Origin of the sequence: Mycolicibacterium agri, from assembly GCF_002553505.1 — a bacterium.
GTDB classification, from domain to species: Bacteria; Actinomycetota; Actinomycetes; order Mycobacteriales; family Mycobacteriaceae; genus Mycobacterium; species Mycobacterium agri.
This window is the reverse complement of sequence record NZ_PDCP01000030.1, coordinates 21,793-46,753: the sequence shown is the minus strand read 5'-3', so window position 1 is coordinate 46,753 and position 24,961 is coordinate 21,793. Positions and strand designations below refer to the sequence as shown.

The 24,961-nt window shown below is 65.3% G+C and carries 22 protein-coding genes; 9 read left to right on the top strand and 13 right to left on the bottom strand.

Annotated elements, in window-relative coordinates; all coding sequences use genetic code 11:
• Window positions 1–59 precede the first annotated feature (59 nt).
• Both CQY20_RS17485 and CQY20_RS17480 read left to right on the top strand, forming a co-directional pair.
• Entirely contained in the window at window positions 60–1,517 is a 1,458-nt protein-coding gene (locus CQY20_RS17485) for an aldehyde dehydrogenase family protein (RefSeq protein ID WP_174814654.1), read from the top strand.
• Window positions 1,514–3,901, top strand: coding sequence for a CaiB/BaiF CoA transferase family protein (locus CQY20_RS17480; RefSeq protein WP_097941343.1), 2,388 nt, complete (start codon window positions 1,514–1,516; stop codon window positions 3,899–3,901). Before CQY20_RS17485 ends, CQY20_RS17480 begins: the two co-directional genes overlap by 4 nt.
• Before the next feature lie 3 nt (window positions 3,902–3,904).
• Here the strand turns inward: CQY20_RS17480 and CQY20_RS17475 are convergent, their stop codons facing one another.
• The 3 genes from CQY20_RS17475 to CQY20_RS17465 form a co-directional block, all read right to left on the bottom strand.
• Complete coding sequence (locus CQY20_RS17475; protein ID WP_097941342.1) at window positions 3,905–4,378, bottom strand: MaoC family dehydratase; 474 nt, start codon at window positions 4,376–4,378, stop codon at window positions 3,905–3,907.
• Window positions 4,375–5,568, bottom strand: a complete 1,194-nt coding sequence (locus tag CQY20_RS17470) for an amidohydrolase family protein (RefSeq protein WP_097941341.1) — start codon at window positions 5,566–5,568, stop codon at window positions 4,375–4,377. The genes CQY20_RS17475 and CQY20_RS17470 overlap by 4 nt, the downstream gene beginning before the upstream one ends.
• A gap of 96 nt (window positions 5,569–5,664) precedes the next feature.
• Window positions 5,665–6,297, bottom strand: coding sequence for a cysteine hydrolase family protein (locus CQY20_RS17465; protein ID WP_097941340.1), 633 nt, complete (start codon window positions 6,295–6,297; stop codon window positions 5,665–5,667).
• Between the two features lie 73 nt (window positions 6,298–6,370).
• Here CQY20_RS17465 and CQY20_RS17460 point away from each other — a divergent pair, with 73 nt between their 5' ends.
• On the top strand, window positions 6,371–6,808 hold the full coding sequence (locus CQY20_RS17460; RefSeq protein WP_097941339.1) for a nuclear transport factor 2 family protein: 438 nt from the start codon (window positions 6,371–6,373) through the stop codon (window positions 6,806–6,808).
• A 1-nt stretch (window position 6,809) separates the two neighbouring features.
• On the opposite strand, the gene CQY20_RS17455 is transcribed toward CQY20_RS17460, so the two are convergent.
• Together CQY20_RS17455 and CQY20_RS17450 are read right to left on the bottom strand one after the other, a co-directional pair.
• Window positions 6,810–7,712, bottom strand: coding sequence for a TIGR03619 family F420-dependent LLM class oxidoreductase (locus CQY20_RS17455; RefSeq protein WP_097941338.1), 903 nt, complete (start codon window positions 7,710–7,712; stop codon window positions 6,810–6,812).
• Window positions 7,709–8,824: an acyl-CoA dehydrogenase family protein gene (locus CQY20_RS17450; RefSeq protein ID WP_097941372.1), complete on the bottom strand. Its 1,116-nt coding sequence runs from the start codon at window positions 8,822–8,824 to the stop codon at window positions 7,709–7,711. Before CQY20_RS17450 ends, CQY20_RS17455 begins: the two co-directional genes overlap by 4 nt.
• Before the next feature lie 119 nt (window positions 8,825–8,943).
• Between CQY20_RS17450 and CQY20_RS17445 the strand changes: the two genes are divergently transcribed.
• The 4 genes from CQY20_RS17445 to CQY20_RS17430 are packed head-to-tail and all read left to right on the top strand — an operon-like array spanning window position 8,944 to window position 13,860.
• Window positions 8,944–10,140, top strand: coding sequence for an amidohydrolase family protein (locus CQY20_RS17445; protein ID WP_097941337.1), 1,197 nt, complete (start codon window positions 8,944–8,946; stop codon window positions 10,138–10,140).
• 8 nt (window positions 10,141–10,148) lie between these two features.
• Window positions 10,149–11,114: an acyl-CoA dehydrogenase family protein gene (locus CQY20_RS17440; RefSeq protein ID WP_097941336.1), complete on the top strand. Its 966-nt coding sequence runs from the start codon at window positions 10,149–10,151 to the stop codon at window positions 11,112–11,114.
• Window positions 11,111–12,313 (top strand): acyl-CoA dehydrogenase family protein, encoded by a 1,203-nt coding sequence (locus tag CQY20_RS17435; protein ID WP_097941371.1) that lies wholly within the window; start codon window positions 11,111–11,113, stop codon window positions 12,311–12,313. The genes CQY20_RS17440 and CQY20_RS17435 overlap by 4 nt, the downstream gene beginning before the upstream one ends.
• On the top strand, window positions 12,310–13,860 hold the full coding sequence (locus CQY20_RS17430; RefSeq protein ID WP_097941335.1) for a class I adenylate-forming enzyme family protein: 1,551 nt from the start codon (window positions 12,310–12,312) through the stop codon (window positions 13,858–13,860). The genes CQY20_RS17435 and CQY20_RS17430 overlap by 4 nt, the downstream gene beginning before the upstream one ends.
• 20 nt (window positions 13,861–13,880) lie before the next feature.
• On the opposite strand, the gene CQY20_RS17425 is transcribed toward CQY20_RS17430, so the two are convergent.
• The 7 genes from CQY20_RS17425 to CQY20_RS17395 form a co-directional block, all read right to left on the bottom strand.
• Entirely contained in the window at window positions 13,881–15,014 is a 1,134-nt protein-coding gene (locus tag CQY20_RS17425) for an amidohydrolase family protein (RefSeq protein WP_097941370.1), read from the bottom strand.
• A 186-nt stretch (window positions 15,015–15,200) separates the two neighbouring features.
• Window positions 15,201–16,646, bottom strand: a complete 1,446-nt coding sequence (locus CQY20_RS17420) for a class I adenylate-forming enzyme family protein (RefSeq protein ID WP_097941334.1) — start codon at window positions 16,644–16,646, stop codon at window positions 15,201–15,203.
• Entirely contained in the window at window positions 16,643–17,443 is an 801-nt protein-coding gene (locus tag CQY20_RS17415) for an enoyl-CoA hydratase/isomerase family protein (protein ID WP_097941333.1), read from the bottom strand. The genes CQY20_RS17420 and CQY20_RS17415 overlap by 4 nt, the downstream gene beginning before the upstream one ends.
• Window positions 17,440–18,252, bottom strand: a complete 813-nt coding sequence (locus CQY20_RS17410) for an enoyl-CoA hydratase/isomerase family protein (protein WP_097941332.1) — start codon at window positions 18,250–18,252, stop codon at window positions 17,440–17,442. Before CQY20_RS17410 ends, CQY20_RS17415 begins: the two co-directional genes overlap by 4 nt.
• A complete protein-coding gene (locus CQY20_RS17405) occupies window positions 18,249–19,496 on the bottom strand; it encodes an acyl-CoA dehydrogenase family protein (protein WP_097941331.1) in 1,248 nt (415 codons plus the stop codon). The genes CQY20_RS17410 and CQY20_RS17405 overlap by 4 nt, the downstream gene beginning before the upstream one ends.
• Window positions 19,493–20,299 (bottom strand): enoyl-CoA hydratase/isomerase family protein, encoded by an 807-nt coding sequence (locus CQY20_RS17400; protein WP_097941330.1) that lies wholly within the window; start codon window positions 20,297–20,299, stop codon window positions 19,493–19,495. Before CQY20_RS17400 ends, CQY20_RS17405 begins: the two co-directional genes overlap by 4 nt.
• Window positions 20,300–20,305: 6 nt before the next feature.
• Window positions 20,306–21,556, bottom strand: coding sequence for a hotdog family protein (locus CQY20_RS17395; protein WP_097941329.1), 1,251 nt, complete (start codon window positions 21,554–21,556; stop codon window positions 20,306–20,308).
• An 86-nt stretch (window positions 21,557–21,642) separates the two neighbouring features.
• On the opposite strand from CQY20_RS17395, the gene CQY20_RS17390 reads away from it, so the two are divergent.
• Entirely contained in the window at window positions 21,643–22,464 is an 822-nt protein-coding gene (locus tag CQY20_RS17390) for an enoyl-CoA hydratase/isomerase family protein (RefSeq protein ID WP_097941328.1), read from the top strand.
• A 1-nt stretch (window position 22,465) separates the two neighbouring features.
• On the opposite strand, the gene CQY20_RS17385 is transcribed toward CQY20_RS17390, so the two are convergent.
• On the bottom strand, window positions 22,466–23,332 hold the full coding sequence (locus tag CQY20_RS17385; RefSeq protein ID WP_097941327.1) for an SDR family NAD(P)-dependent oxidoreductase: 867 nt from the start codon (window positions 23,330–23,332) through the stop codon (window positions 22,466–22,468).
• 55 nt (window positions 23,333–23,387) lie between these two features.
• Between CQY20_RS17385 and CQY20_RS17380 the strand changes: the two genes are divergently transcribed.
• A complete protein-coding gene (locus CQY20_RS17380; protein WP_097941326.1) occupies window positions 23,388–24,953 on the top strand; it encodes a class I adenylate-forming enzyme family protein in 1,566 nt (521 codons plus the stop codon).
• The last annotated feature ends 8 nt before the right edge of the window (window positions 24,954–24,961 follow it).

Below are 24,961 nucleotides of genomic sequence, written 5' to 3'. Positions count from 1 at the left end.
TGTCTGGTTGAGACGGTGGGACGCCCTCGGCCGGACAATCGGGAAGGTCCAGTGATCTGATGGCGGCGTCGAGCCTCGTTGACGACTATGACCTCTACATCAACGGCAGCTGGGTCCAGCCGGAAAGCGGTCGATACGACGTATCCGATCCATCCACCGGGGCGGTCATCGCGTCGGCTCCGGATGCCGGCCCAGCGCAGGTCGAAGAGGCCATCAACGCCGCGCGAACGGCGTTCGACACCGGTCCCTGGGCGATGGCGACACAGCAGGAGCGGTCGCACTGCCTGCGGCAGTTGAGTGATGCTCTGCTCGCCCGCGGTGATGAGATCTACGCGCTTGCGCAGACCGAATGGGGATGCACAGCAAACGAACGACTGATCCACGTCGACGGGCCTGCCGTCATGGTCGGGCACGCAGCAGAACTGGCACTCGAGCCGATTGAGGCGCCCATGGATGCGTGGGGGGCCGCGGGTACGACGCTGTTGCGGTACGAGCCGCTCGGCGTGGTCGCCGCCACGACACCGTGGAACTTTCCGCACACCCTCAACGTGATGAAGCTCGGGGCAGCCTTGGCGGCGGGCAACACACTGGTGCTCAAGCCCTCGCCTCTCACGCCGCTGGCGGGATTGGCGCTTGCCCGAATCATCAACGAGGAAACCGATATTCCGCCAGGCGTGGTCAACGTCGTCACACCAGCGGGTCTTGAGGCCAGCAAGTCCTTGACCCTCGACCCGCGTGTGGACATGGTGAGCTTCACCGGCAGCTCGTCGGTGGGTCGCGAAGTCATGGCGGGCGCGGCGACAACGATGAAGCGGATTCTGCTCGAGTGCGGCGGCAAGTCGGCCTCGGTTCTGCTCGACGACGTCGAACTCACCGATGAACTGCTCGAGCGGCTGTTGTTCGAAGGGTGCACGCTGCACGCGGGCCAGGCGTGCATCCTCAACAGTCGGCTCGTGGTGCCCGCCGAACTGCACGACGACGTTGTCGCACGGCTCGTCGACCTCGCCCGCGACGTGGTGGTCGGCAACCCCGCCGACGACGGGGTGACGATGGGCCCGTTGATCAGCCGTCAGCATCTTGAGCGGGTGGAGAATTTCGTGAGGCGCGCCGAATCCGAGGGCGCAAAGGTGGCGACAGGCGGCGCGCGTATCGAAAAACCATCGGGTGGTTACTTTTTCGAGCCCACGATCTTGACCGACACTAGCGCCGACTCGTACATCGCCCAAGAAGAGGTATTTGGACCGGTGTTGACGGTGCTGCGCTACCGCGGCGACGACGAGGCGGTGGCGATCGCCAACAACTCCTCCTACGGCCTCGGCGGTGCGGTGTGGGGTGCCGATGTGGACCGGGCCGTCGACGTCGCTCGGCGCATCAGAACGGGCCAGGTCTCGATCAACGGAACCATCCCCGGCGACGCACCGTTCGGCGGGTTCAAGCAGAGCGGCATCGGCCGTGAGGGCGGCGTGATGGGGTTGCGCGCCTATATGGAGCCCAAGGCGATCGGGGTTCCCGCGTGAGTCGGGCGCTGGCGGGGCTGCGGGTCGTCGAAGTGGGCAAGAACATCACGGCGCCGTATTGCACGAAGCTGCTTGTCGACCTCGGCGCCGAGGTGTGCAAGGTTGAGCCACCGACCGGCGATCCGCTGCGAGGCTGGGGACCGTTCCGGGACGGCGCGCGACAGCACGGCGGGCTCTTCGAGTATCTGAATGCCGGAAAGCTCGGTGTCACAGTTGATTTCGGCACGTCGGCCGGTGTCGAGCAGGTCCACGAGCTGCTCGCCACGGCCGACATACTGGTCGAGGACCTGCCCGCAGGGGTCGCCGAGAGATTCGACTGGGGACTCGACCGCGAGGCCCTGCAGCGGATCAACAGCGACCTTGTCGTGGTGAGGATCTCGGATTACGGGCAGGAGGGCCCCTGGCGTGAGCGGCCGTCCACGCTGCTGACGCTGCAAGCCGCCTCGGGATGGGTCAACGTCAGGGAGTTCGGTAGGCCGCCGGTGCAGGCCGGGGCGCGCATACCCGAGTACATCGTCGGCGGCTACGCGACTCTCGCGGCGCTGACGGGCCTGCGTATCGCGGACGCCGAACCGGGCCGCGTCGTCGAAGCCGATGTCTCGGCATTCGAGTCGTTGTTGTGCACCCTGCCCTATCCGATGCTGATGGCCGAGCGGTTGAAAAGCATGGGGCTGCCGACCAACTCGAAAGCCGCGCCGATGTTGGGGATCGTTCGCGCCGCCGACGGCTGGATCGGCATCAACTGTCTGACCGGGCAGCACTGGTTGGACGTCTGTGCAATGGTCGGGCTTCCAGAATTCGGCGAGCATCAACTCGCGATCATGTTGGGCGGACCAGAACGCGACGATTTCTTCTCGAAGGCGCAACCCTGGCTGGACTCGATGCCCGTCGCCGACCTCGTCGAGTTGAGCCAGGCCATGCGGATCCCGGCCGCGCCCATCAACGACGGAGCGTCCATTCTGGACTGCCCGCAGTACCGCGACCGCGGCTTCTTCATCGACGGTGGCCAAGAGGACGGACGGTTCCGGCGTCCCGGTGCGCCGTTCCGCCTGGCGAAGACACCGGTGCCTGCGCCTGGCCCCGCGCCGCAACCGGGCGCGAACACGACAGTTCCGTGGCCGCCCCGAGGGCGCCGTGACGCTGCGAACGTCACGGACGCGGCGACACCGTTCGCCGGCCTGAAAGTGTTTGATCTCAGTACGTTTTGGGCCGGCGCCTATCTCACCTGCTATCTCGGCGCGTTCGGCGCCGACGTCGTCAAGGTCGAGTCGATCCAGCGAGCCGACGGACATCGGTACTCGGGCTCGCTGCTGCGCAACAGCGACGAGTGGTACGAGATCGGCCCATTGTGGCAGGGGACGAACCTCAACAAGCGTGACATCACGCTGGATCTGAGCACCGATACCGGCCGAGCGCTCGCGCTGCGGCTGGCTGCAGAAGCCGACGTGGTGATCGAGAACTTCTCCCCGAGGGTGGTCGAACAATTCGGCCTGGACTACGACTCGCTGGCGAAGGTGAACCCGGCTGTGGTCATGGTCCGCATGCCCGGCTTCGGCCTGGAGGGCCCGTGGCGAGACTACGTCGGCTGGGCCCTGAACATCGAGCAGCTGGCCGGAATGTCGGCAGTCACCGGGTTCGCCGACGGTCCGCCGTGCAATCTGCAGGGTCCGGCGGACCCGATCGCAGGCGTGCACGCCACGGTGGCATTGCTCGCGGCGCTCGAACATCGACGGCGCACCGGTCAGGGGCAGCTGATCGAAGTGGCGCAGATCGAGGTCGGCGCGGCGGTGACGGCCGAACCCGTCATCGAGTACTCGATGACGAAACGGGTCCGCGAACGAGAGGGCAATCGCGATCGCCGTTACGCACAAGGCGTTTACCGCGCGGCGGGAGACGACGATTGGGTGGCGGTCTCGGTGCGCGATGACACCGACTGGGCCACCGTGGCCGAGGTGGTCGGGCGTCCGGAACTGCGCGGTGACCCCAGATTCGCCTCGCGCGAGGCGCGGTTGGCGCACCACGACGAATTCGACGACGTGATGGCGCAGTGCGCTGCCACACGCCAGGCAGAGGAGTTCGCCGAAGCGCTGCTCGCTCGCGGTGTGCCCGCGCAGCGACTGATGACCGCAGACCGCATGTACGACGTCGACCAACTCGAAGCACGCGGTTTCTACGAAGAACTCGACCATCGCATCGCGGGGCGACAACGATTCCCCGGCTGGCCCTTTCGCATTTCGCCTGGGCCGTCGCGGCACCACCGCAGCACGTCACCGACGCTCGGTCAACACAACGACGAGGTGTTCGGCGCTGTCGGGCTCACCGGCGAGGAGATCACGGCCCTGCGTGAGCGGCGGGTGATCGGCGAACGTCTCTTGGAGCGGTAGGCGCTAGTCGACCATCATGGCGATGGTGTCGACAACGCATGCCGGCCGTTGCGACCCTTCCACCTCCACCGTGACCCGCACCGTGGCCCTGGCGCCTGTGCCGGTGCGGTCCACCTTGATCAGCTCCGCCCCCGCGCGGATGCGCGAGTCGACGGGAACGGGCGCAGGGAACCGCAGCTTGTCGGCGCCGTAGTTCACCTGCATGGACAAGCCCGTCACCCGGTAGATCTGTTGAACGAGTCTGGGCACCAACGACAACGTGAGATAGCCGTGTGCGATGGTCTTGCCGTAGGGCCCCCGCGCGGCCTTCTCGGGGTCGACGTGGATCCATTGGTGGTCTCCTGTCGCCTCGGCGAACAGGTCGATCTCCTTCTGCGTGACCCGGTGCCATCCGCTGTAGCCCAGGTGCTGGCCCACGCGCGTTTCGAAGGCCGCGATTCCGTCGTATTCCGTTGGCGAGGCAGCCGCCTGCGTCATGCCGGAACTTTCAGCCCGAGCAATTCGATCGCGTTGCCGCCCATAATCTTTGCCTTGGTGGTCTCTGAGACCCCGTCGAGCCGGTCGACGAAGCTCAGCGGGTCGCCGATGCCCTCCGGATGGGGGAAGTCGGAGCCGAACATCACGTGGTCCTCGCCCATGACGTCGATGATTCCCTTGATGTCGTCCTCGAGGAACGGGTGGATGTAGATGTTGCGCTTGAACACCTCGACGGGGTGCTCGTCGAATTCCTTCGGCATGATCTTGTACGCGGTGTTGAGTTGCTCGAGAAGATTGCGCACCCAACCGCTGCCGTTCTCCACGCACAGGATCTTCAGATCGGGGAAGCGCGACAGCGCACCGTGGCAGATCAACGCGGCCAGGGTGTCTTCGATCGCCCGGTGGCCCATGACGACTTCACGCAGCGCGCTCGGTTTGAACGACAGGTATTCGTCGCCGCCTTCCCACTCCATCAGATGCTTCTGGTAGCCGCTGTCGGAGGCGTGCATGGTCACCGGGATCCCGGCGTTGACGACCTCCTCCCAGAACGGGTCGAACTCGGGTAAGCCCATGGACCGGGAGCCGCCGAATCGGCTCGGCACCGGCGCTGGCCGGACCAGGAAGGTTTTCATGCCGCGCTCGAGCCCCCAACGGAACTCCTCGATGGCCTGCTCGACAAGCGGCAGGCAGACCACCGGCGTCGCGAAGATGCGGTCGTGGTAGTTGAACGTCCAGTGCTCGTACATCCATTCGTTGAGCGCGTGGATGATGGCGTGCGTCAGCACGACGTCGTCGGTGGTGCGCTCCTCGATGAGGCTGGCGAGGGTCGGGTACATGACACACTGATCGAGCCCCAGCTCGTCCATGAGCTCCAGACGCGGCGCCGGTGCCTGATAGGCCGGGATGACATCCATTGGGTCGCCGATGAATTCACGGAAGGTGAGGCCCTCCGGGTTGTTCCCCAAGAAGTAGTCCTCCGCGCTACCAGGCCGTGCCACCCTCTCGAACGTCGGGTTCGGGATCATATGACTGATGCGGTCCTTGACCATGAGTTTGGGCCGCCCGTTCACCTCGACGTAGCCGACCTTGCCCCTGTGTTGCTTGGGGAGGTACTTGGTAAGCGCATCGGTCGTCTCGTACATGTGGTTGTCGATGTCGAAGACGGGGAATGGCAGAGACCGAGGAGACATAGGCTGACCACCTTCTTTCGACCAGCGGATATGGCCGTTTACGCTGTACGGAAACGACGTTATCACTTTGGCTGGTCGGCATCCACCACAAGGGTGTCAGGTCGTCAGTTCCGCCCAGGTGTCGACGACGGCGCTGGTGGTGGTGATGGTCGCCAGCAGCGACAAGGTGTTGTCGATAACCGATTCGGCATACTCGCGTGGGTACCCGCTGACGGCGTCGCGGGGGAGGACGAACTGATAACCGCGGTTGACGGCGTCCATGGCGAAGTTGGTGATCGCGACGTTGACCGACACGCCGACTCCGACGATGGTCGTGATCCCGAGGTTACGCAGCACCGAATCCAGGTCGGTGCCTGTCATCGGACCGACCCCGTGCGTTCGGGTGAGCACGAGATCCTCTGGCTGCGGCCCGAACTCGGGCAGCAGCGATGCGCCGGCGCTACCGGGAGTCAAATCGACGGGAAATGACTTGCCCGCAGCGAACAGTCTGGCGTTGGTGTTGGAGCCGCGACCGTCGGCGCGCCTCTGCACCAAGCAGTGCACGACCGTGACAGCGGCCCCGCGAGCCGCGGTAAGCAGTTTTTCGACGTTCGGAATCGTCTCGAGCCTCGCTTCTTCGGCGAGCATGGGCAGGCCCGCCTGGGGTCCAATGACCCCACCTTGGCACTCTTGTGTGACGAGCGCGGTGGTCGTCGGACTGAGCAGATCGCGCAGAGTGGGTTGCGGCATGAGAACACACGTTATCGTGTGTCAGAACGTGGTTTCCATACATAAGCCATACTTCAAGCCAGACGGGAGACGAGTGGATATCTGGGAACTCGAGGCCCGGGAGTCAGTGCGACAGACGCTGGCCGACTACACGGCGGCCACCGACCGGTTCGATCTTCGGGGTGTCGGTGCGTGCTTTGGCCCCGACGGCGTGCTCGAGTTCTCAGGAGGACCCGAACCGCTCAAAGGCCCCGCGGCTATCGAACAGGGACTCCGTGCGGCACTGGCCAGGGAACCAGGTTCGCCGCAGCAGGCGCCGACTCACGTGCGCCACCACGTCTCGAGCATCCGGTTCGAGGCGGTGACTCGCGACCGGGCCGAAGTCAGTAGCTATTTCGGCGTGTACACCGATATCGGACTGGACCATTGGGGCCGCTATCGCGATGTGCTGATACCTGTCGACGGACGATGGCTTTTCGCGCACCGGCGTGTCCGTGTCGATGGATTCTCGGTCGAGAGCCTGATGACCTGATTCAGGTCCTGATGAACTCCTTCCCGAATGCCCTGGCCTCATCGATGACCTCTTCGCGAGAGAACCCCGACGGGGCGATGGTCAGCCACGTCACGCCCATGGCTTCCAGTTTCGCGATGATCGCGTGCCGTTCGTCGGTCGACTTGCTGTCGTCGAGAAGGTTGCCCGCCGAGAAGCAGATGTCGAGTGGTTCTGTGCGACCGATCTCGGACGCGTATTTCCTGGCCCAGGTGATTGCCGCGTCGAGTTCCTCCACCGTCGAGATCTCGGCGGTTCGTGAGGCGGTCGCATAGCCGAAGGTGTTGAACGGTGCCCATCCTTGTCCGCGGGTGACCGCCCGCCGGACCGCGGTCTTGCTGTTGCCGCCGATCCACACCGGCGGTGGCGTGGCGGGTACCGGACGAAGCCGCACACCCCTTGCGGAGAACGTGGTGCCCTGCCAACTCACATCGTCGCCGAGCAGCACTTTGTCGAGTACGTCGAGCGCCTCGTCAAGCAGCACGCCGCGGTTATCGAAATCGACTCCCAATGCCCGGAATTCCGGTTTCAGATACCCTGCTGCGGTTCCGAGGATGAGCCGTCCACCGGAGAGGACGTCGAGGCTCTGTATCGACTTCGCACCAAGGAATGGATTCCGATAAGCGGCGATGTAGACGTTGGTCAGCAGCTTCGCCTTCGTGGTGGCCGCCGCCGCGAACGACAGCGCCACGAACGGGTCGAGCGCGTGGTGTCCACCGTGGTCGAGCCACTTCGCGTCCGGCGCCGGGTGGTCGGTGACGTGTACCGCGGCGAATCCGCTGTCTTCGCCGGCACGAGCGATTTCGGAGATCGCTTGTGAGGTGACGAATTCGGATGCGGAGTCCACCCGGTGGGTGGGCAGTTCGAGTGAAAACGAGACGGTCATGACGTCCTTTCAGCAGTGACAAGGCCCGCGAGACGTTGCGCGTGACGATCCGGGGTGCCGAAGATCAGTTGGGTCGCCTTCGCCCGTCGGACGTAGAGGTGCGCGTCGTGTTCCCAGGTGAAACCGATACCGCCGTGGATACGCATGTTGTCGAGCGCGACCTGGAGAAACGCCTCTGAACACGCCATCTTTGCGACGGCGGCCGCAGATGGGAGATCGTCGCCATCGGCGGATTGCGCCGCGTGCACCGCGGCCGATCGGGCACCCTCAACGAGGACGAGCATGTCTGCGCACCGGTGCTTGACGGCTTGAAAGCTGCCGATGACCCGTCCGAACTGGATTCGCTCCCTGGCGTACCGGACCGCCATGTCGAGGCAGCGTTGCGCCGCGCCGACCTGTTCGGCAGCCAGCGCAACGATCGCCAGGTCGCACGTGCGGGCCAGTCCCGGCGCCGCTTCGCCGTCCGTGCCGATCAGGCGCGCGGGCACGTCGTCGAAGCGCAGGCGAGCCGTCTTGCGGGTGCGGTCGAGAGTGGCCAGCGGCTGACGGGACAGCCCCGACGCGTCGGCAGCGACGGCGAACAATGATGTGCCCGCGTTCGTATTCGCCGCGAGCAGAATGACATCGGCGCTGTGACCATCAAGCACGTATTCGGCCTCGCCCTGGATTCGATAACCCCCAGCGCCACCGTGCGCGGCCAGTGTGACGGCCTGCGGATCCCAAGCGTCGAGGCGGCCGTTGAGGATGAGCGTTGCAGTCATCGAGCCGTCGACGATCGGCGGCAGGTAGTCCTCCATCGCGGATCGGTCACCGCTGCACAGGATCGCGTGGCCGGCCAAAGCGACGGTGGAGAAGAACGGCGCGCACAACAACGCGGCGCCCATTTCTTCGAAGACGACCGTGAGTTCGGTCAACGTCGCGCCGGCCCCGCCGAACTCCTCGGGTACGGCAATCCCGTGCAGGCCCAGCTCGCGCGCCAATTGTCGCCACATCGCCTGGTCGTACCCGGCCTCCGTGGCCATCAGCTCGCGCACCCGCTCGCTGGGGGACACGGCCGCCAGGTAGTCCCGCACCGCGCGCCGGAGCGCGTCGGTTTCAGTGTTGGCGGTCATGTCGTCCTCCACAGCGGGATCGCGAGCGCGGCGCCCGGTCCGGGATAGGCATTCCCGCCTGAGGATAGTATCTTTTCTGAAAAAGGAGAATATCTATTCTCACCCGAAGGAGTCGCGCGGTGGCGGTAAAACTCGACTACGGAATCTTCGACTGCGATACGCATTGCTACGAAACGCGCGACGCGTTTACCCGCTACCTCCCTAAAGAATTCCACGACCGCGCGATCAGTCCGGTGCGATCCGCAGACGGCAAGGAGGTCATTCTCGCGGGCCATCGCATTGCAACGTTCAACAGTGAAGCGGGCCTCGGCTTCGATCTCGCCTACCGCCCAGGCTCTCTCAAGGAAATGCTCAAGCAGATGGGCTCGGGCAATCCCAACGAGAGTTACGAGCCTGCGCCCATGCAGCCGGAATGGCTGGAACGCGAGCCGCGCCTTCGGGTGATGGAGCACCAGGGTGTCGAACGCGCCGTGATCTTCCCCGCGGGGATGGCACTGGCCGCCGAGCACTACGTCGACGACACCACGGCGCTGTATGCAAATCTGCGGTCCTTCAACCGTTGGTTCGACGAGACGTGGGGCTTCAACTATCAAGACAGGATCTATGCCACCGCCCTATTGTCACTGCGAGACCTCGAGTCTTCCATCACCGAGACAGAGGCGATCATCGAACAGGGCGCACGCATGGTGTTACTGCCCACCGGCCCCGCCTACGGGCGGTCTCCGGGTGATCCCTATTTCGATCCGATCTATGCACGACTGGAGGAGGCCGGCTGCACACTGGTCTTCCACATTCAGCCGTTCTGGTACTTCGACGCCATATCCCCGGCGTGGGGGCACAATCCCGACCCCGCCGCGTGGCACATGTCGGCCTGGCAATGGATGAACGTCTACGGACAGCGTCCGATCGAGGACACCCTCTCGGCGCTGATCTTCGACAACCTGTTCGGCCGGTTCCCAGGGTTGAACGTCCTCGTCGCCGAGCACGGCGCCGAATGGGTGCCGCAGTTCGTCGTGCACATGGACAAGAGCCGCGGCATGGGCCGCAACGGGCCGTGGATCGGCGGCAAGCTTACGGAACGACCATCCGAGATCTTCAAGAGACACGTCGGCGTCGTGCCCTATCCAGAGGACGACATCCCCGCGATCGTCGCGCGACTGGGCTATGACGAATGCCTGCTCATGGGCTCGGACTATCCGCACGCCGAGGGACTGGCCGAACCGGCAGACTTCGTCAAGCTGCTCGACCCACTTGATGACGCCACCAAGCGGCGCATCATGCGCGACAACGCCGATCAACTGCTCGGCCCGCGTTGAACCCTGAAATGACCGGCGAGGACTCACCCGTCGTCGACCTCGAACTACTGCGGGCTTCGGCACGTGGTTTCCTCGCTGAGCGGGGAGAGAAAGAATCCGTCGAGGACCTTGCGGCGATGGATTGGACGGGGCTGCTCGTCGACGAGTCGGCGGGTGGCGCGGGTTGGCGCCCCGTCGAGGCGTGCGTGGTGGCCGAGGAACTCGGCCGCGCCCTGGATCGTTCGGCCTGGTTGGGCACAGCCGTGGCGGCCGCCGCGGTCGCGTCCGCATCCGATGGGGAGGCACATCGATGGCTGCCCGATCTGCTCAGTGGAGCCGCCACAGCGGGTGTCGTCATCGGAGGCGCCGCCCGGGTTCCTCGCGGAGACGAGATCGACATCTTGATCATGTTGAGTGACACCGGCATTCGTTTGATCGAGGCTGCCGCAGTCGGAAAGCGTTGGTTTGACGACGATCTGCTCGACGTCACCAGGCCGGTGTGGCGTTTCGACATTCGCGACGTAGGGGGTGTGACCATCGGAGCACCCGAAAGATCCGCCCAGCTGGCGGACATGGCTCGGCTGCTGGTCACCGCCGACTCGCTCGGCGCGGTGTCCATGACACTGTCCCGTCTGACGGAATATCTCAAGGAGCGCAGAGCATTTGGCGCACCGATTGCGAGCTTCCAGGCGGTTCAGCATCGTTTGGTGGACCTGCTCGTCTTCGAAGTGAAGGCTCGAGCCATCGTCATGAAAGCCGCCCGGGCCGTTGCCGCTGGCAGCGACCAGGCGCCCGCATTGGCGGCGACGGCGCACGCCTTCGTTGCCCAGAAGGGCGTAGCCGCCGTCGACGAGTGCATGCAACTTTCCGGCGGGATCGGCTTCACCTGGGAGTACCCGTTGCACCACGAGTTGCGCCGGGTGTTCGCCAACAGTCACCTCTTCGGCACTGCCCGGTCGAGTCGCACCCACCTGGCGAAGGTGTGTGGCTGGTGAACAACTTCGGAAGTCGGCCGAGCGCAGAACAACTCGACGCCTTCAGGTCGCGGGTCAGGGCGCACATCGCCGAGTTCGCGCCGCCTTTCCAAGCGCGCGAAGGCCATCGGGCACCGGGGGACGCGTCGCAGGAAGCTCAACTGCGCACGTGGTTCGCCGGACTATTCAACGCCGGCTTCGTCGGCGCGGATTGGCCTGTCGAATACGGTGGGCGCGCTGATCATCATCTGCTCTACGACCGCATCGTCAGCGAAGAGATCCTGCGCGCGCGTGCACCGCGGCCGATCGACCAGGTCAATCTCGCAGCACATGTGTTGCTGCACTTCGGAACCGAGCAGCAGAAGCGTGCGCTGTTGCCGCCCATCCGACGTAGTGAACACGTGTGGTGTCAACTGCTGAGCGAGCCCGACGCCGGCAGCGACATCGCGGCTGTACGCAGCCGCGCCGTACGCCAGGACGACGGCACCTGGATCATCGACGGCCAGAAGACGTGGATCACCGACGGACACTGGGCGGATATGGGGCTCGCGCTCGTGAGGACAGACCCGGCGTCGTCGCGTCACCACGGCCTTTCGGTCTTCGTCGTGCCCTTGTCGGCGCCCGGCGTGGAGGTGCGTCCGATCCGCACCATCGGTGATGCGATCGAGATCAACGAGGTGTTCATGACCGGTGTCGCGGTCACCGAGGATAGCCTCATCGGCGCGGTCGGCCAGGGCTGGTCAATCATCATGGCCGGTCTCGACTTTGAACGCTTCGGGATCGGCGGCAACGTCATCCTGCTGGAACTGCTGATCGACGACTTGGTGACGGTCGCCCGCAATACGCTCACTGACGGCGTGCCATCCCTTGCTCACGACGACATCCGTCAGGCCATCGCCGAACTGGCGGTCGAAGTGGAGGTCGCCAAAGCATTCATCGACGATCACGTCGAACGGCTGATCTCGGGAGTGCAGGAGCCGGGTGACGGTTCGATCGCCAAGCTGAGTTTCGCAGAGACCTACCATCGTGTCTCGGCCTACGCCGCAGATCTGGTAGCTTCCGCGGAGACGGTCGAACCGGCCGACTCGTCGGTCCAGCAGGCCAAGGAGCGGCTGCGGGACTCCTGGCTGTGGTCCCGCGCCTACACCGTGTCCGGAGGAAGCTCTGAGATGATGCGCAACATTCTCGCCAAGCGCCGGATGCTGCTGCCGACCGAGTGAGTGCAGACGTGCCTGCGGAGACCTACTGGGCCCTCGTCGACGCGGCAGCCCGGGGCCATCCCGACCGGGTGGTGCTCTGCGACGACTTCGGCCGCAACCTGACCTGTGCGCAGTTGCGCGACGAAGCGCAGCGAACAGCAGCGCGGCTAGCCGAGTACGGCGTCAGAGAAGGCGCGGTGGTGTCGTGGCAATTGCCGACCACGCTGGAGACGATGGTCGTGATGGTGGCATTGACCCGCCTCGGCGCCGTCCAGAACCCCATACTTCCCATCTGGCGCGAAAGCGAAGTCCGGTTCGTGACAACGCAACTCGGCACTGAATTCTTCATCGTGCCGGGAGTGTGGCGCGGGTTCGACCACGTCGCCCTCGCAGACGAATTGGCCGCCGGGCGGTCGATAACGGTTGTGGTCGTCGATCATGCGGCCCCTGCGGACGAGGGACTGCGGCTGCCCTACGGCGACCCGAGTTCGCTGCCGGCGCCGCCGACTTCGGATTGTCTGCCCCGATGGGTCTACTACTCCTCGGGCACCACCGCTGCGCCCAAGGGGGTGCGGCACTGTGACCGGTCGGTGATAGCCGGTTCGGCCGGGGTCATCGGAATGGTGGGGGTCTGCAGCAGTGACGTCAACCCGATTCCGTTCCCGGTGTCCCACATCGGCGGTGCAGCGATGCTGGCCGCCGGTCTGTTGACCGGCATGCGTCTGGTGTTGTTCGACGCGTTCGACCCGGTGTCCGGCCCCCTGGCCATTGCCTCGCACCGTCCGACTCTGCTCGGCACGGCGACGCCGTTCTTCGTCGCGTTCATGGCCGCCCAGCGCGAACACGGCGGCGAACCGCTCTTCCCTAACCTGCGTGGTTGCGTCGGCGGCGGGGCCCCGATCACTCCCGAGCTGGGACGGCAAGTGCGAGAGATCTTCCCGGTGAACGGCGTCGCCAATTCATGGGGTCTGACGGAGTTCCCGGTCGCCACCTCGCCGGGGCTGGACAGTGCGCCGGAAGTGCTCGATCACACGGTCGGCAGGCCCGTGCCAGGGGTCTCCGTGCGAGTGGTCGACGACTCCGAGCTCGAAGTCCGCGCGGGCGAGGAGGGTGAGTTGCGGCTCAAGGGCCCGCAGTGCTTTCTCGGCTACGTCGACGAGGCTTTGAACGCTGACGCGTTCGATGCCGACGGCTGGTTCCGCAGCGGGGACCGAGGGCGCATCGATACAGACGGCAATGTCGTCGTGACCGGTCGGATCAAGGATGCCATCATCCGCAACGCGGAGAACATCTCGGCTTTGGAGATCGAAGGCGTCTTGGCGACGCATCCTGCAGTGGCCGACGTCGCGGTCATCGGCGTGCCGGATCCTCGTACCGGCGAACGGGTTTGCGCGGTCGTCGTCACGAAGCCCGACAAGGCAGTCACACTGACGGCGCTCGCAGAACACTGCCAGGCCAACGGGTTGAGCAAGCACAAGTCCCCGGAGCGACTCGAACTGGTCGAGGCGTTGCCGCGCAACCTGACCGGCAAAGTGCTCAAGAACGAGCTACGAGGGCGATTCGGCTAGCCGCTGGCGCCCGGGGCGTTTCAGACGCCGATCAACTCCTTGAGATTGCCGCCCATCACCCGAGCAGTGGTGTCTGCGGGTAGACTCCCGAGTTCCTTGACGAACTCCGCGGGGTCGGCGAGACCTTCGGGATGCGGGTAGTCCGAACCGAACATCACCCGATCCGCGCCGAGCACCTCGATCAGATGCGGCATGTCCTCCTCGTGGAACGGGTTGACCCACACATGCCTGCGGAACACCTCGCATGGATGCTCGCTGAAATCCCTGGGTTTCTTGCGATACACGCGGTCGAAGGCCTCCATCAGGCGCTGTGCCCAGGACCCGCCGTTCTCGACCACACCGATACGCAGGTCGGGGAACCGCTCGAACACGCCATGCGCGATGAACGCCGCGAGCGTGTCGAAAATGTGGCGGCTCTCTTCGTAGATGAAGCCGCGCAACTTCGTCAGCGAAAACCCCTGAAATTCCGAGGGGGTCTCCCAGTCGTCGACGTAGCGGTCATAACCAGAGTCCGAATTGTGCATCTGCACCGAGATTCCCGCTGATTCGACCAGACCCCAGAAGTCGTCGAACTCAGGCAGAGCCGGTGAGCGAGAGGTGCCGTCTTCGCGAGGTACTGGGGCGGGCCGAATCAATACCGTTTTGGTGCCGTTCTCCAAGCACCACTCGAGTTCCTTGACTCCTAGGGCCGGATCGTTGAGAGATATGGCGGGAACGGTCAAGATGCGGTCCTTGTAGTTAAACGTCCAGTCTTCGAGGAGCCAACGGTTGAAGGCGTGGGTGACCGCGTGAGTGAGCTCGGTGTCGGATTTCGTCCGCTCCTCGAGCATGCCTGCCGTAGTGGGGAACATCACCGCACCGTCGACGCCCTGACGGTCCATCAGCGCGAGCCGCAGATCCGGGCGTCGGAATTCGTCGGGACAGCGGATGGGCTCGGCCAGCTCACGCAGCGTTTTGCCGTCCGGGTTGATGCCGCGGTAGTAGTCGGCCCAGGCACCCGGGGTGGGGATCACCTCGTACGTCGGATTCGGGATGCACTCGGTGATCACGCCGAGGATCTGCAACTTCTTGCGGCCGTTGACGTCGACGAATTTCAACGCCTCCGAGTACTTGTCAGGCAGATAGCGGGTGTAGGCGTCGATGGTCTCGTACATGTGGTTGTCGGCATCCCACACCTCGAATTGATTCTTGCCCACCTGTCGGCTCCTTCGCTTTTTCCGCCATCACGGTAACGCCATTATCGCAAATTGAGAAGTGGTGTTCTCGACCGCGTCGTCCGAATCGGTAGCGACGTCATCACTATCCGCGGGTCGGCCGCGCTCGGATCACACAGCGGCCGCCTATGCGTCGGCCAGAGTGGCGAGTTCGCGCTTGAGAACTTTGCCGACGTCGTTGCGCGGCAGCTGCTCGACGAACACGACCCGCACAGGGACTCGGTACGGTGTCAGGTGCTCGCGACACCAGGCGATCAGTTCGTCTTCGCCGAGCTTGTCGTCGGTCCGTACGACGAAGGCCCATGGCACTTCGCCAAGTCGCTTGTCGGGTACGCCCACCACGGCGGCTTCCCGCACGCCGTGGGCGGCCAGCAGCACGTCTTCGACGGCGCCGGGGAACACCTTGAGCCCACCGCGGTTGATCATGTCCGACACGCGGCCGTCGAGCCAGAGGAATCCGTCTTCGTCGAACCAGCCCAAATCGCCCGTGTGGAACCAGCCGTCATCGGTGAGCCTGTCGAAAAACGCAGGGTCGATGTTGCGCGCCGCCGTTGTCGGCGTGCGCACCATCACCTCGTCGTCGGCGATCGTCACGTCGATGCCAGGTAGCGGCCGTCCGACGGAACCGAGCTTGGTCTCGCCCCACCTGCGGGCATCGGCGGCGGACCACCCGACGACTTCACCGCCGAGTTCCGTTTGACCGTAGGAATTCAGCACGAGCACACCGAATTTGTCGCGGAAGCGCGCTGCTTGGACGGGGGACAGGGGCGCGGTGATGGACCGGACGAGTCGCAGCGGCGACAGGTCTGTGACCGACGTGTCGTGCAGAACCATCGTCAATGCTGCCGGAGGCAACACCGTGGAGCGCAGCTGGTGGCGCTTGACCAACGCTGCGAAGTCCGCGGGCGAGAACCGGTCCATCAACACGACACCGGAGCCCGCTCGGAAGGCGAACAGCACCTGGTAGATGCCGGCCCACAGCGACATCGACAGCGGTACGAGATTCGGCATCGGTGCCCTGTCGCGTCTCTCTCGTTTCGCACCACGCAGCTTGACCAGCAGCCGGTCGATCAGGTCGAGCACGGCGGAGTGGCGCAACGGAACGGGCTTCGGCGGACCGGTGGTGCCCGATGTGAACTGCAGCAACGCGACGTCGGCGTCGTAGCGATGTGCCGCGCGGGACGATTTCGACGTCTGCGTGAGCGACCATGCCAGGTTCGACGCAGTGACCACCGGCAACCCGGACCCCGAAAAGCGATGGGCCTGTTCAGGAGTCGTGATCACCGCCACCGGATCGAGCGATTCGAGCTGGGCCGCCAGCTCGGCGTCGGCCGCTCTCGGGTTGAGCGGTGTGTAGACGCAGCCGGCACGCCAGACGCCGAACAGCGCCGCCACCGTCGCGGCCTCGTTCGGCAGCATCGCTGCGACCACCTGACCGGCCGCAGTTCCCGTCTCAGTGATTATCTCGGCCAGGCGCTCGGCACTCGCAACCAGCTCAGCACGGGACACGTCCGCCGCCAGTGTGTGGACCGCGGTGTCGGGAACATCGGCCAGCAGGTCGACGAGATTCACGAATCTGGCTCCAGCGGTTGCCAATTGGGCGTTCGCTTCTCGGCGAACGCCAATGGGCCTTCGTTCTGATCTGCGTGGCCCCACATCGACGTCAGGTGCTTGGCGCCCTCTCGGCAGGCATCGGTCAAGCCGTACTCGAGCGCGCCCCACAGTGCCCGCTTGGTGGCGCGCATCGCTGCGGGCGAGTTCCTGGCGATCTTCTCGGCCAGCTCCTGTGCCGCATCGCGTAGTTTGTCGGGTGGATCCACGACCTGGCTGATCATGCCGAGCTCGTATGCGCGCTGGGCGCTGAGGCGTTCATGACTGCCGACGAGTGCCATCCGCAACACCGCCTCGGCGGGCATCTTGCGCATCAGCGCAATTGTCTCCAGCGCGCTGACCTGGCCGATCGAAACATGGGGATCGACGAAGCTGGCGTCCGACGCGGCGATCACGACGTCAGCATCGGCGACCCAGTGCAGTCCGCCGCCCGCACATACCCCGTTCACCGCGGTGATGACGGGTTTATCGACGTTGCAATGCCATCCGGTCAGTTTGAGATCGAGTGTGCGCAAGGTGTCCTGGAACTGTCGCACACCGTCACCGTCGAGGTCGCCGACGTCGGCGCCCACCTGAAACGCTCTGCCGTTTCCGGTGTGCACGATGACGCGCACGGCGGGGTCGGCATTCAGCTCGGCCCACGCCCTGGGGAACTCGCTGCGCATCAGCGCGTCGTACGCGTTGAGCCGCTCCGGTCGGTTGTTGATGATCCAGCCGACCGGTCCTCGGCGCTCGACGATCAGCCTCTGGAAATTCACGGCACCTCCACGGGATCGAGCGGCTGCCAGCGCGCTTGACGCTTCTCTCGCCACGCGCCCACGCCCTCGGCATGGTCGGGGTGATCGCGCAGCCGCCAGATCGTCTCGGCGGCAGCGGCTCTGGCCTCAGAAAGACCGACCTCGAGTGAATACCACAACGCCTTCTTGGTGGCTCGCATCGCCGTCGGCGAGTTGGTCGCGACGGCCGCCGCGAGACGTGCCGCCGCCGGCCGCAGCTGTTCGGCCGAAACCACCTCCGAGACGATCCCCAACTCGTATGCCCGTTGTGCGCAGATGCGTTCGCCCTTACCACTCAGCGCCATCCGCGTTATCGCCTCCATCGGAGACTTCCGTGCCAAGGTGATCGCTTCGTATGCCACCGCCTGTCCCACCGAAACGTGGGGATCGACGAACGAAGCGTGCTCGGCGGCGATCACGATGTCGGCATCGGCGACCAGATGCAGGCCTCCACCTGCACACACGCCGTTGACGGCGGCTATCACCGGCTTCCACACCCCGCAGTGCCATGACGAGATCTTCAGTTCGGCATCCCTGGTCCGACGTGAGTGTTTCCGCATCGCGGCTTTGTCGCGGGCCACCTGTACCACGTCCATACCGGTGCAGAATGCCTTGCCGTTGGCGGCGTTGACAATCACGTGTACGTCGTGGTCGCTGTCCAGCTCCGCCCACGCGGCCTCGAGTTCGTCGAGCATCAGTGCATCGAATGCGTTGCCGGCATCCGGCCGGTTCAGGATGAGCCAGCCGACGCCGTCGGACTTCTCGATGACGAGGCGCTCGTAGACGGTCATGACCGTGGAATCTCCCGCCACGGCTTGCCCTTCCACGGATCGGGCTCTCTGGGCAGGCCCAAGACTCGCTCACCGAGGATGTTCTTGTTGATGTCGGTCGTGCCGCCTTCGGTGCTGTTGGCCAGGCTGCGCAGCATGCCGCGCACCTCGTCCGGCAGCGCGTCGGGCACATCGGTGGCGGTCCAGGCCACCGCCGCGACCCCCAGCAGGTCCACCATCAGATCCTGGATCTGTTGGTTGAGCGTCGCTTGGTGAACCTTGCCGATAGACGACGCCGCGCCGGGGGACTGCCCCGCCGAAAGCGCCGCGCGCACACGGTCATTGGTCCACCCGCGGATCTTCTCTTGAGCCCACAGCCGCATCACCTTGGTTTGCACGACGGGGTCGTCCCAGCGCCCGGTCTCTTGAGCCAGTGAAATCAGCCGATGCGCGCTGAAGCCGCCGAGCCGCCCCATCCCGCCGGATCGGGCCCCCGACACCATCTGCCGCTCGCTGGCCAACGTCGATGCGCTGACCCGCCAGCCGTCGTTGACATCGCCGACACGGTGCGCGTCGGGCACCCGAGCTCCGTCGAGGAAGACCTCGTTGAACTCCGCTTCGCCGGTGATCTGGCGCAGCGGCCGCACCTGCACCCCGGGTTGATGCATGTGTAGCAGGAAGTAGGTGATGCCTTGGTGTTTGGGCTGATCAGGATCGGTGCGCGCGAGCAGGATAGCGAAATCTGCTTCGTCGGCCCATGTGGTCCACACCTTCTGTCCGGTGATCACCCAGGCGTCGCCGTCGCGCACCGCCCGTGTCGCCAGTGACGCGAGGTCGGAGCCTGCGCCGGGTTCGCTGAAGAGCTGACACCATTTCTCTTCGTTGCGAACGATCGGTGGGAGGAAACGTTGCCGCTGCTCTTCGGTGCCGTGGCTGAACAGGGCTGCGGCGGCGTTGTTGAGTCCCAGCGGATTCAGGCGCGGCATGCGCAGCGGTGCGAGCACGCCCTCGATTGCCCTGGCGACGTCATTGCCGATACCAAGGCCGCCGTGCTCGGGCATCCAGGTCGGCGCCACCAGACCCGACTCGGCGAATGCCGGGTACCACTGTTGATATTCGGCGGTGCTGCGGACAGCTCGCAGGGCGCCGGGACCTTCGGCGGCGGCCTTTCGCCATGCGACGGGCACCTCTGTGTCGACCCACCGCCGCACCACCTCGACCGCAGCGTCGGCCGGGGTGTCGGCGAAGATCGGTAAGCGGCTCATCGTCCCTGGAACTTTGCGTTGCGTCTCTGATTGAACGCCGCCAGGCCTTCCTTGAAATCGTCGCTGCGACTGGAGAGTTCGAGCGCCATCGCCTCGTTCTGGAGATGGCGATCGAGATCGAGTCCGTTGCCGCTGTGCAGCAGCCACTTGGTCAGTCCGAGCGCCACCGTGGGCGCCTCGCTGAGTCTGGCCACGAGCTTTTCTGCGACGTGGGGCAAATCGTCGGCAGGGCAGGCGGCGTGGATGATGTTCCAGTCGGCCGCGGTGGAACCCGAGACCTCCTCACCGAGCATCAGCAGTGTCCTGGTGCGGACCGGCCCGATCAGCCGCGGCAGCAGCCAGGTCGCGCCGCTGTCCGGTGTGAAGCCGCGGGCCATGAACGGTTCCCAGAACCGGGCGTCCTCGGCGGCGACGCAGAAGTCCGATGCCAGGGCCATGTGAAAGCCCAGTCCCGCGGCCCAGCCCCGCACCACAGCGACAATCGGGACTTGAGTTTCGAGCATCAACGGGATGAGCCGGTTCGCCTTGTTCGGCAGTCGGCGTTGCGTGCTGCCCACCCGCGGTTTGCGTTCCGACTTCGCGTTGTTGGCCACAAGATCGGACCCTGCGCAGAAGTCCGGTCCTTCGGCGTCGATGCGGATGACCCGAACCGTCTCGTCGATTCCGGCGGCGGCGAGATGCCCGATCATCGCGTCGAGCATCACGTCATTAATGGCGTTGCGCTTCTCCGCACGGTCCAGGGTGAGGGCCAGGACCGGACCTCGCTGCTCGGCCCGAAGACCAGAAACACTCGCGTACCCCATGCTTGGTCAGCGCCCCGCGAACTGGGCCGTGACGGCGCGCAGCACGTCGGCGAGATTCGTTGCACCGTCCGGCGGATCGGGCAGCCGGACTGGGCCCCGGTTGCGGCTGGGCAGCAGGACGGTCGCGTGCCCCGGGGTGGTGACTTCACCGCGCTGGTTGATGGCTGCCAACTCGAGATCCACCGCGGGACGATCGCCGTCCGCGAGGTACTTGCGGACCAGGGTGCCGGTGATGGTGTGCAGGTCGCCCACATAGTTGAACAGCCGGAATTCGCAATCCAATTTCCACAACCATGCGTCGTCGCCCATCCAGTCGGTGCACAGATGGATGAGCCACGTCTCCCGCATGCGACCGTAGTCAAAGGTCGTCGGATTACCGGCGCTTCGGGCGGCTTCGGGTTCCCAGTGCACCCGTTGCATGACGTCGGGGACGCCGTGTTCGTTCGGCGTGTAGAAGCGCGGGATACGTTGGCGATTCCGCCATGCCAATCGCAACGGTCTTACGCCGTAGAGGCCGGTGCCAACGCCGACATGCCAGCAGACCATGTCGGTGACCGTGAGGGGACCCTTCGTCAGCGACCCGATGTCGTCGCCCTCGTCGACGTCTTCCCACCACCTCGGCTCCGGCCCGCGTGGTGCCTCGCGCGCATAGCGTTCGTCGATTTCAGCGATCTCTTCGGCAGTCCAGGTCTTGAGTTGCACCGAGTCGTACTTCTTGCGTCCGCGCGCCTTGTCGCGTTCGGTGCGAATCATGTTGCGGTATTGCCCACCCAGAAGGACGCCCTCGTCGTCACGGAACACCTGCGCCGACCATTCGTGGACTGCGCGACCGGCGAAGTCACTGCGTTTGTCTAGTGCGGCCACCAGTGCGTTGCGGCGGAACACCCGATGGTTGGCGCGCAGCGGGGCCCACCACTCACGCGACGACCCGGCGTAGAACGCATGCACGCCGCGCAGCGGGTCACCCTTGGTCGCGGCGCGCTCCTCGTCTGAGAGTTCGGTGACCTCGTCCTCCCCGATCAACGTGTCGCCACCGATCAGCGCAGGCGGCGCGATCGATTCACCCCACACCGACTTGGCGGCGTACTCCGGATCGACCCATAGCGGATTGTCGTCGCCGTATGCTTCGGCGACATGGCGAAAAGTGTCCTCGTTGGGGCGGCGATAGTGCGGGGGCTGCGGATGCGGCACCGCGATGCCGATGGTGGCGCGCAGCCGGGCCAGCCCCTCATCGGTGATCTGCCCAACTGCCGCCATCCAGCGCCTCCCTGTCGTGGTTCCCATCGCCCGAACCCCGGCGGAAATTAAGATACCCGAAAAACGGAAATGCCGTTAACGCAGGGATGGACGAGATGACCGAAGAAGAACCGGGGGTCCTGGTAACCGTTGGCGAAGACAATGTCTGCCGCATCACCATCGACCGGCCGAATGTGGGAAACTCGTTGTCCCCGTTGGCACGTGACACGTTGATCCAGTCATTCGCGCGTGCCGGCGCTGACCCCGCGGTGCGGGCTGTCCTCTTGAGGGCGACCGGCGACCGGCATTTCTGCGCAGGCGCGGGACTGTCGCCGGATCCGCCCGCTGAGCCTGCGCGCGAAAAGCGGCCCGGTGACATAGCGAGGATGCTCCAAAACGGCTGGCAGCGACTGATCGTGGCCGTACTCGACTGCGACAAGCCCGTCGTCGCCGCGGTCAAGGGCACGGCCGCGGGTGCAGGGGCAAGCCTGGTGCTGGCATGCGACCTGGTCGTGATGGCGCAGGAGGCGACGCTCGTGCAGGCCTTCGTGCATCGCGGCGTGTTGCCCGATTCGGGCGCGATTCACCTGTTGACCAGGATCGTGGGACTGCGCAGGGCGGCCGAACTGCTGATGTTGGGCGAACCGGTGGATGCCGCGACGTGTGAGCGGTTGGGGTTGGTCAACCGGGTAGTGGCGAGGCAGGAGACCGACGCGGCAGCCGAAGAACTCGCCCGACGCCTTGCGGCGGGCCCGACGGTGGCGCTGGCGCTGACGAAGCGCCTGCTCTCGGTGTCATCGGAGTCGGGCAGGGAACGGGCCTTCGAGCAGGAGGCCTGGGCGCAGGAGGTGGTGTCGCGCACCGCGGACCTGCAGGAGGGACTGCAGGCGTTCGCCGAGCGCCGCCGACCGCGGTTCAGGGGGTTTTGAATCAGCCCGTTTGCGGTCCGCCGCGGACCATGAACGACTTGGTCTCATCGATCAACTCGATCGCCGCTGCGACGGATTCTGCTGTCAGCGAGGTGTTTTCGACGCCCTCCGTGACGCCGATGAAAACGCGGGACACCTTGCCTGCCCCGACCGAATAGATATGGGCGGTGCGGTCACAATCGCGATGCGACAGATAGATCACGACCGGGGTGACCAGTTCGGGATCCATGGTCTTGCCGGCTTCGCCCATGATGTCCTCGGTCATCCGAGTCCGCGCGATCGGTGCTATCGCGTTGATCGCAATGCCGTTTCGCGCTCCTTCGATGGCCAGGACATGCATCATGCCGACCAGCCCCATCTTGGCAGCGCCGTAGTTGGCCTGCCCGAAGTTGCCGAACAGCCCGGTGCCCGAAGTCGTTTGCACGATCCTGCCGTAGTTCTGCTCCCGCATTATCGGCCAGACGGCGCGTGTGACGTTGAAGGCACCGAGAAGATGCACCGAGATGACCGCTTCCACCTGTTCGGCGGTCATGTTCTTGAAAGCGGCGTCACGAAGGATTCCGGCGTTGTTCACCAGGATGTCCACCTGTCCGAAAGCTTCCATGGCGGCGGAGACAATCGCGGCGCCGCCTTCCTCCGTGGCCACCGAGTCGCCGTTGGCGATCGCGGTGCCGCCCGCCGCGGTGATTTCGTCGACAACGTCCTGTGCCGGTGAGATCGACGCACCCGCGCCGTGCACTGTGCTGCCGAGATCGTTGACGACGACGCGAGCGCCTCGGCGCGCGAGTTCAACGGCGTGACATCGCCCGAGCCCTCCGCCGGCTCCGGTGACGATGGCGACCTGATTGTCGAAAGTCAGAAGCGACATGTATGAGAGGTTACATTTACGGGGTAGAGAATCTGTATTCACATCGGAGGGCACCATGAGCGCGGCTACCGGGCTGCTGCACAATGCGCACCGCCGAGCGGATGCTCTTCGATCTCGGTATCGTGCCGCCGGTGTCTGGTCGGACCGGCCGCTCGACGTCGTCCGGCACGCCGCCGAACGGCATCCGCTGCGGGCCGCGCTCGTCACGCGCGATGCCGAACTCACCTACGCGGCCCTCGATGAACGGGTTGATCGTGCATCGCGTGCACTTCGGGACGCCGGTGTTGGTGCTGCGACGCCCATCGCCGTCGTAGTCGGCAACGACATCGGATCGGTCGTCGCCGTGCACGCCGCCATCCGCGTCGACGCGGTGGTACTTCTGGTGCCGCGCAGCGCAGGCCCGATGCAGGTCAGCGACATCGTCACGCGCAGCGGTGCCAGGTTCGGCGTGGCTCCCGACTGGCGGCCTGCGGGCGAATCGCCGGTGCGCGACGCCTGCAGCTGGGTCGACATCTCGCGGCCCTCTGACGGTGCGGCGCCGGGCCGGCCCGTGCGGCCGGCCGACGAGCCGTCCTTCGTTCTCTACACCTCGGGTACGACCTCTCGGCCCAAGGGCGTCGTCCACTCGTTGAGCACACTGGCCAAGGCGTCGACCAATTACATCGCCGCCGCCGGCCTGGGGGCGGATGACCGCCTCTTTCTCATCAGTCCGCTCGCCTCGGTGACCGGCGTGCTGCAGGCCCTGTTCATCGGGCCCATGCTCGCCGCGCCGGTGGTGCTCGAGGACCGCTGGGACCCCGCTGCGACATACGATCTTCTGCTGTCGTCCGGCGCGACCTGGTACGGCGGACCCGACCGGCTGCTCGACAGGCTGCTCGACGAGGCGGCCGCTCGGAGCAACGTTGTGCCGCTGCGCGCGGTGTATCTCGGCGGCACGATGCTCGACCGGCGCATCGTCGAACGGGTTGAGGACGATTTCGGCATCACCGTGATGCGTGCCTACGGATCGTCGGAGGTGCCGGTCAGCACGTCCGGGTTGCGAACCGAGAGCAGGGCGGTGCGTCACGCGGATGATGGTGTGGCACTTGATGACGTCGGCGTGCGGGTGGGATCGGTTGGGGACCCGGGGGAATGCTGCATCAAGGGGCCGCACGCGTTCCTCGGCTACACCGACGCCGAGGACGACATCAAGGCGTTCGACGGTGACTGGTTCCGCACCGGTGACGTGGCCGAGGTCAGCGACAACCGGGTGCGGGTGATAGGGCGGATCAAGGACATCGTCATCCGTAACGGCATGAAGATCGCCGCGGCCGAGGTCGAGGAGGCGGTGGCGCGGATTCCCGGTGTGCGCGAGTGCGCCGCCTACCCCGTGGCGGATGTGGTTACCGGGGAACGGTTGGCGGTCGCGATGGTGCTCGACGGCGCCGTCGAAATGTCACTCGCCGAGGTCGCCGCAGAACTGGTTTCGATGGGACTCCCGAAGTACAAGTTGCCGGAAGAATTGGTGTTCTGGGACGAACCCTTGCCCGTCAACGCAAATGGGAAGTTGCAGCGCAACGCGCTCGAGGCGCGATCGCAGGGGCGGCCGCGAGTACTCGCCGATCGCCTCGCGAGACTGTAATCCCGCAA

What these genes read in the sequence shown, in the direction of transcription:
- CQY20_RS17485 (WP_174814654.1), top strand. Translation starts at nt 60, where the DNA reads ATGGCGGCGTCGAGCCTCGTTGACGACTATGACCTCTACATCAACGGC.
- CQY20_RS17475 (WP_097941342.1), bottom strand. Translation starts at nt 4,378, where the DNA reads ATGACGCAGGCGGCTGCCTCGCCAACGGAATACGACGGAATCGCGGCC.
- CQY20_RS17470 (WP_097941341.1), bottom strand. Translation starts at nt 5,568, where the DNA reads ATGTCTCCTCGGTCTCTGCCATTCCCCGTCTTCGACATCGACAACCAC.
- CQY20_RS17465 (WP_097941340.1), bottom strand. Translation starts at nt 6,297, where the DNA reads ATGCCGCAACCCACTCTGCGCGATCTGCTCAGTCCGACGACCACCGCG.
- CQY20_RS17455 (WP_097941338.1), bottom strand. Translation starts at nt 7,712, where the DNA reads ATGACCGTCTCGTTTTCACTCGAACTGCCCACCCACCGGGTGGACTCC.
- CQY20_RS17450 (WP_097941372.1), bottom strand. Translation starts at nt 8,824, where the DNA reads ATGACCGCCAACACTGAAACCGACGCGCTCCGGCGCGCGGTGCGGGAC.
- CQY20_RS17440 (WP_097941336.1), top strand. Translation starts at nt 10,149, where the DNA reads ATGACCGGCGAGGACTCACCCGTCGTCGACCTCGAACTACTGCGGGCT.
- CQY20_RS17425 (WP_097941370.1), bottom strand. Translation starts at nt 15,014, where the DNA reads ATGTACGAGACCATCGACGCCTACACCCGCTATCTGCCTGACAAGTAC.
- CQY20_RS17410 (WP_097941332.1), bottom strand. Translation starts at nt 18,252, where the DNA reads ATGACCGTCTACGAGCGCCTCGTCATCGAGAAGTCCGACGGCGTCGGC.
- CQY20_RS17405 (WP_097941331.1), bottom strand. Translation starts at nt 19,496, where the DNA reads ATGAGCCGCTTACCGATCTTCGCCGACACCCCGGCCGACGCTGCGGTC.
- CQY20_RS17400 (WP_097941330.1), bottom strand. Translation starts at nt 20,299, where the DNA reads ATGGGGTACGCGAGTGTTTCTGGTCTTCGGGCCGAGCAGCGAGGTCCG.
- CQY20_RS17395 (WP_097941329.1), bottom strand. Translation starts at nt 21,556, where the DNA reads ATGGCGGCAGTTGGGCAGATCACCGATGAGGGGCTGGCCCGGCTGCGC.
- CQY20_RS17390 (WP_097941328.1), top strand. Translation starts at nt 21,643, where the DNA reads ATGGACGAGATGACCGAAGAAGAACCGGGGGTCCTGGTAACCGTTGGC.
- CQY20_RS17385 (WP_097941327.1), bottom strand. Translation starts at nt 23,332, where the DNA reads ATGTCGCTTCTGACTTTCGACAATCAGGTCGCCATCGTCACCGGAGCC.
- CQY20_RS17380 (WP_097941326.1), top strand. Translation starts at nt 23,388, where the DNA reads ATGAGCGCGGCTACCGGGCTGCTGCACAATGCGCACCGCCGAGCGGAT.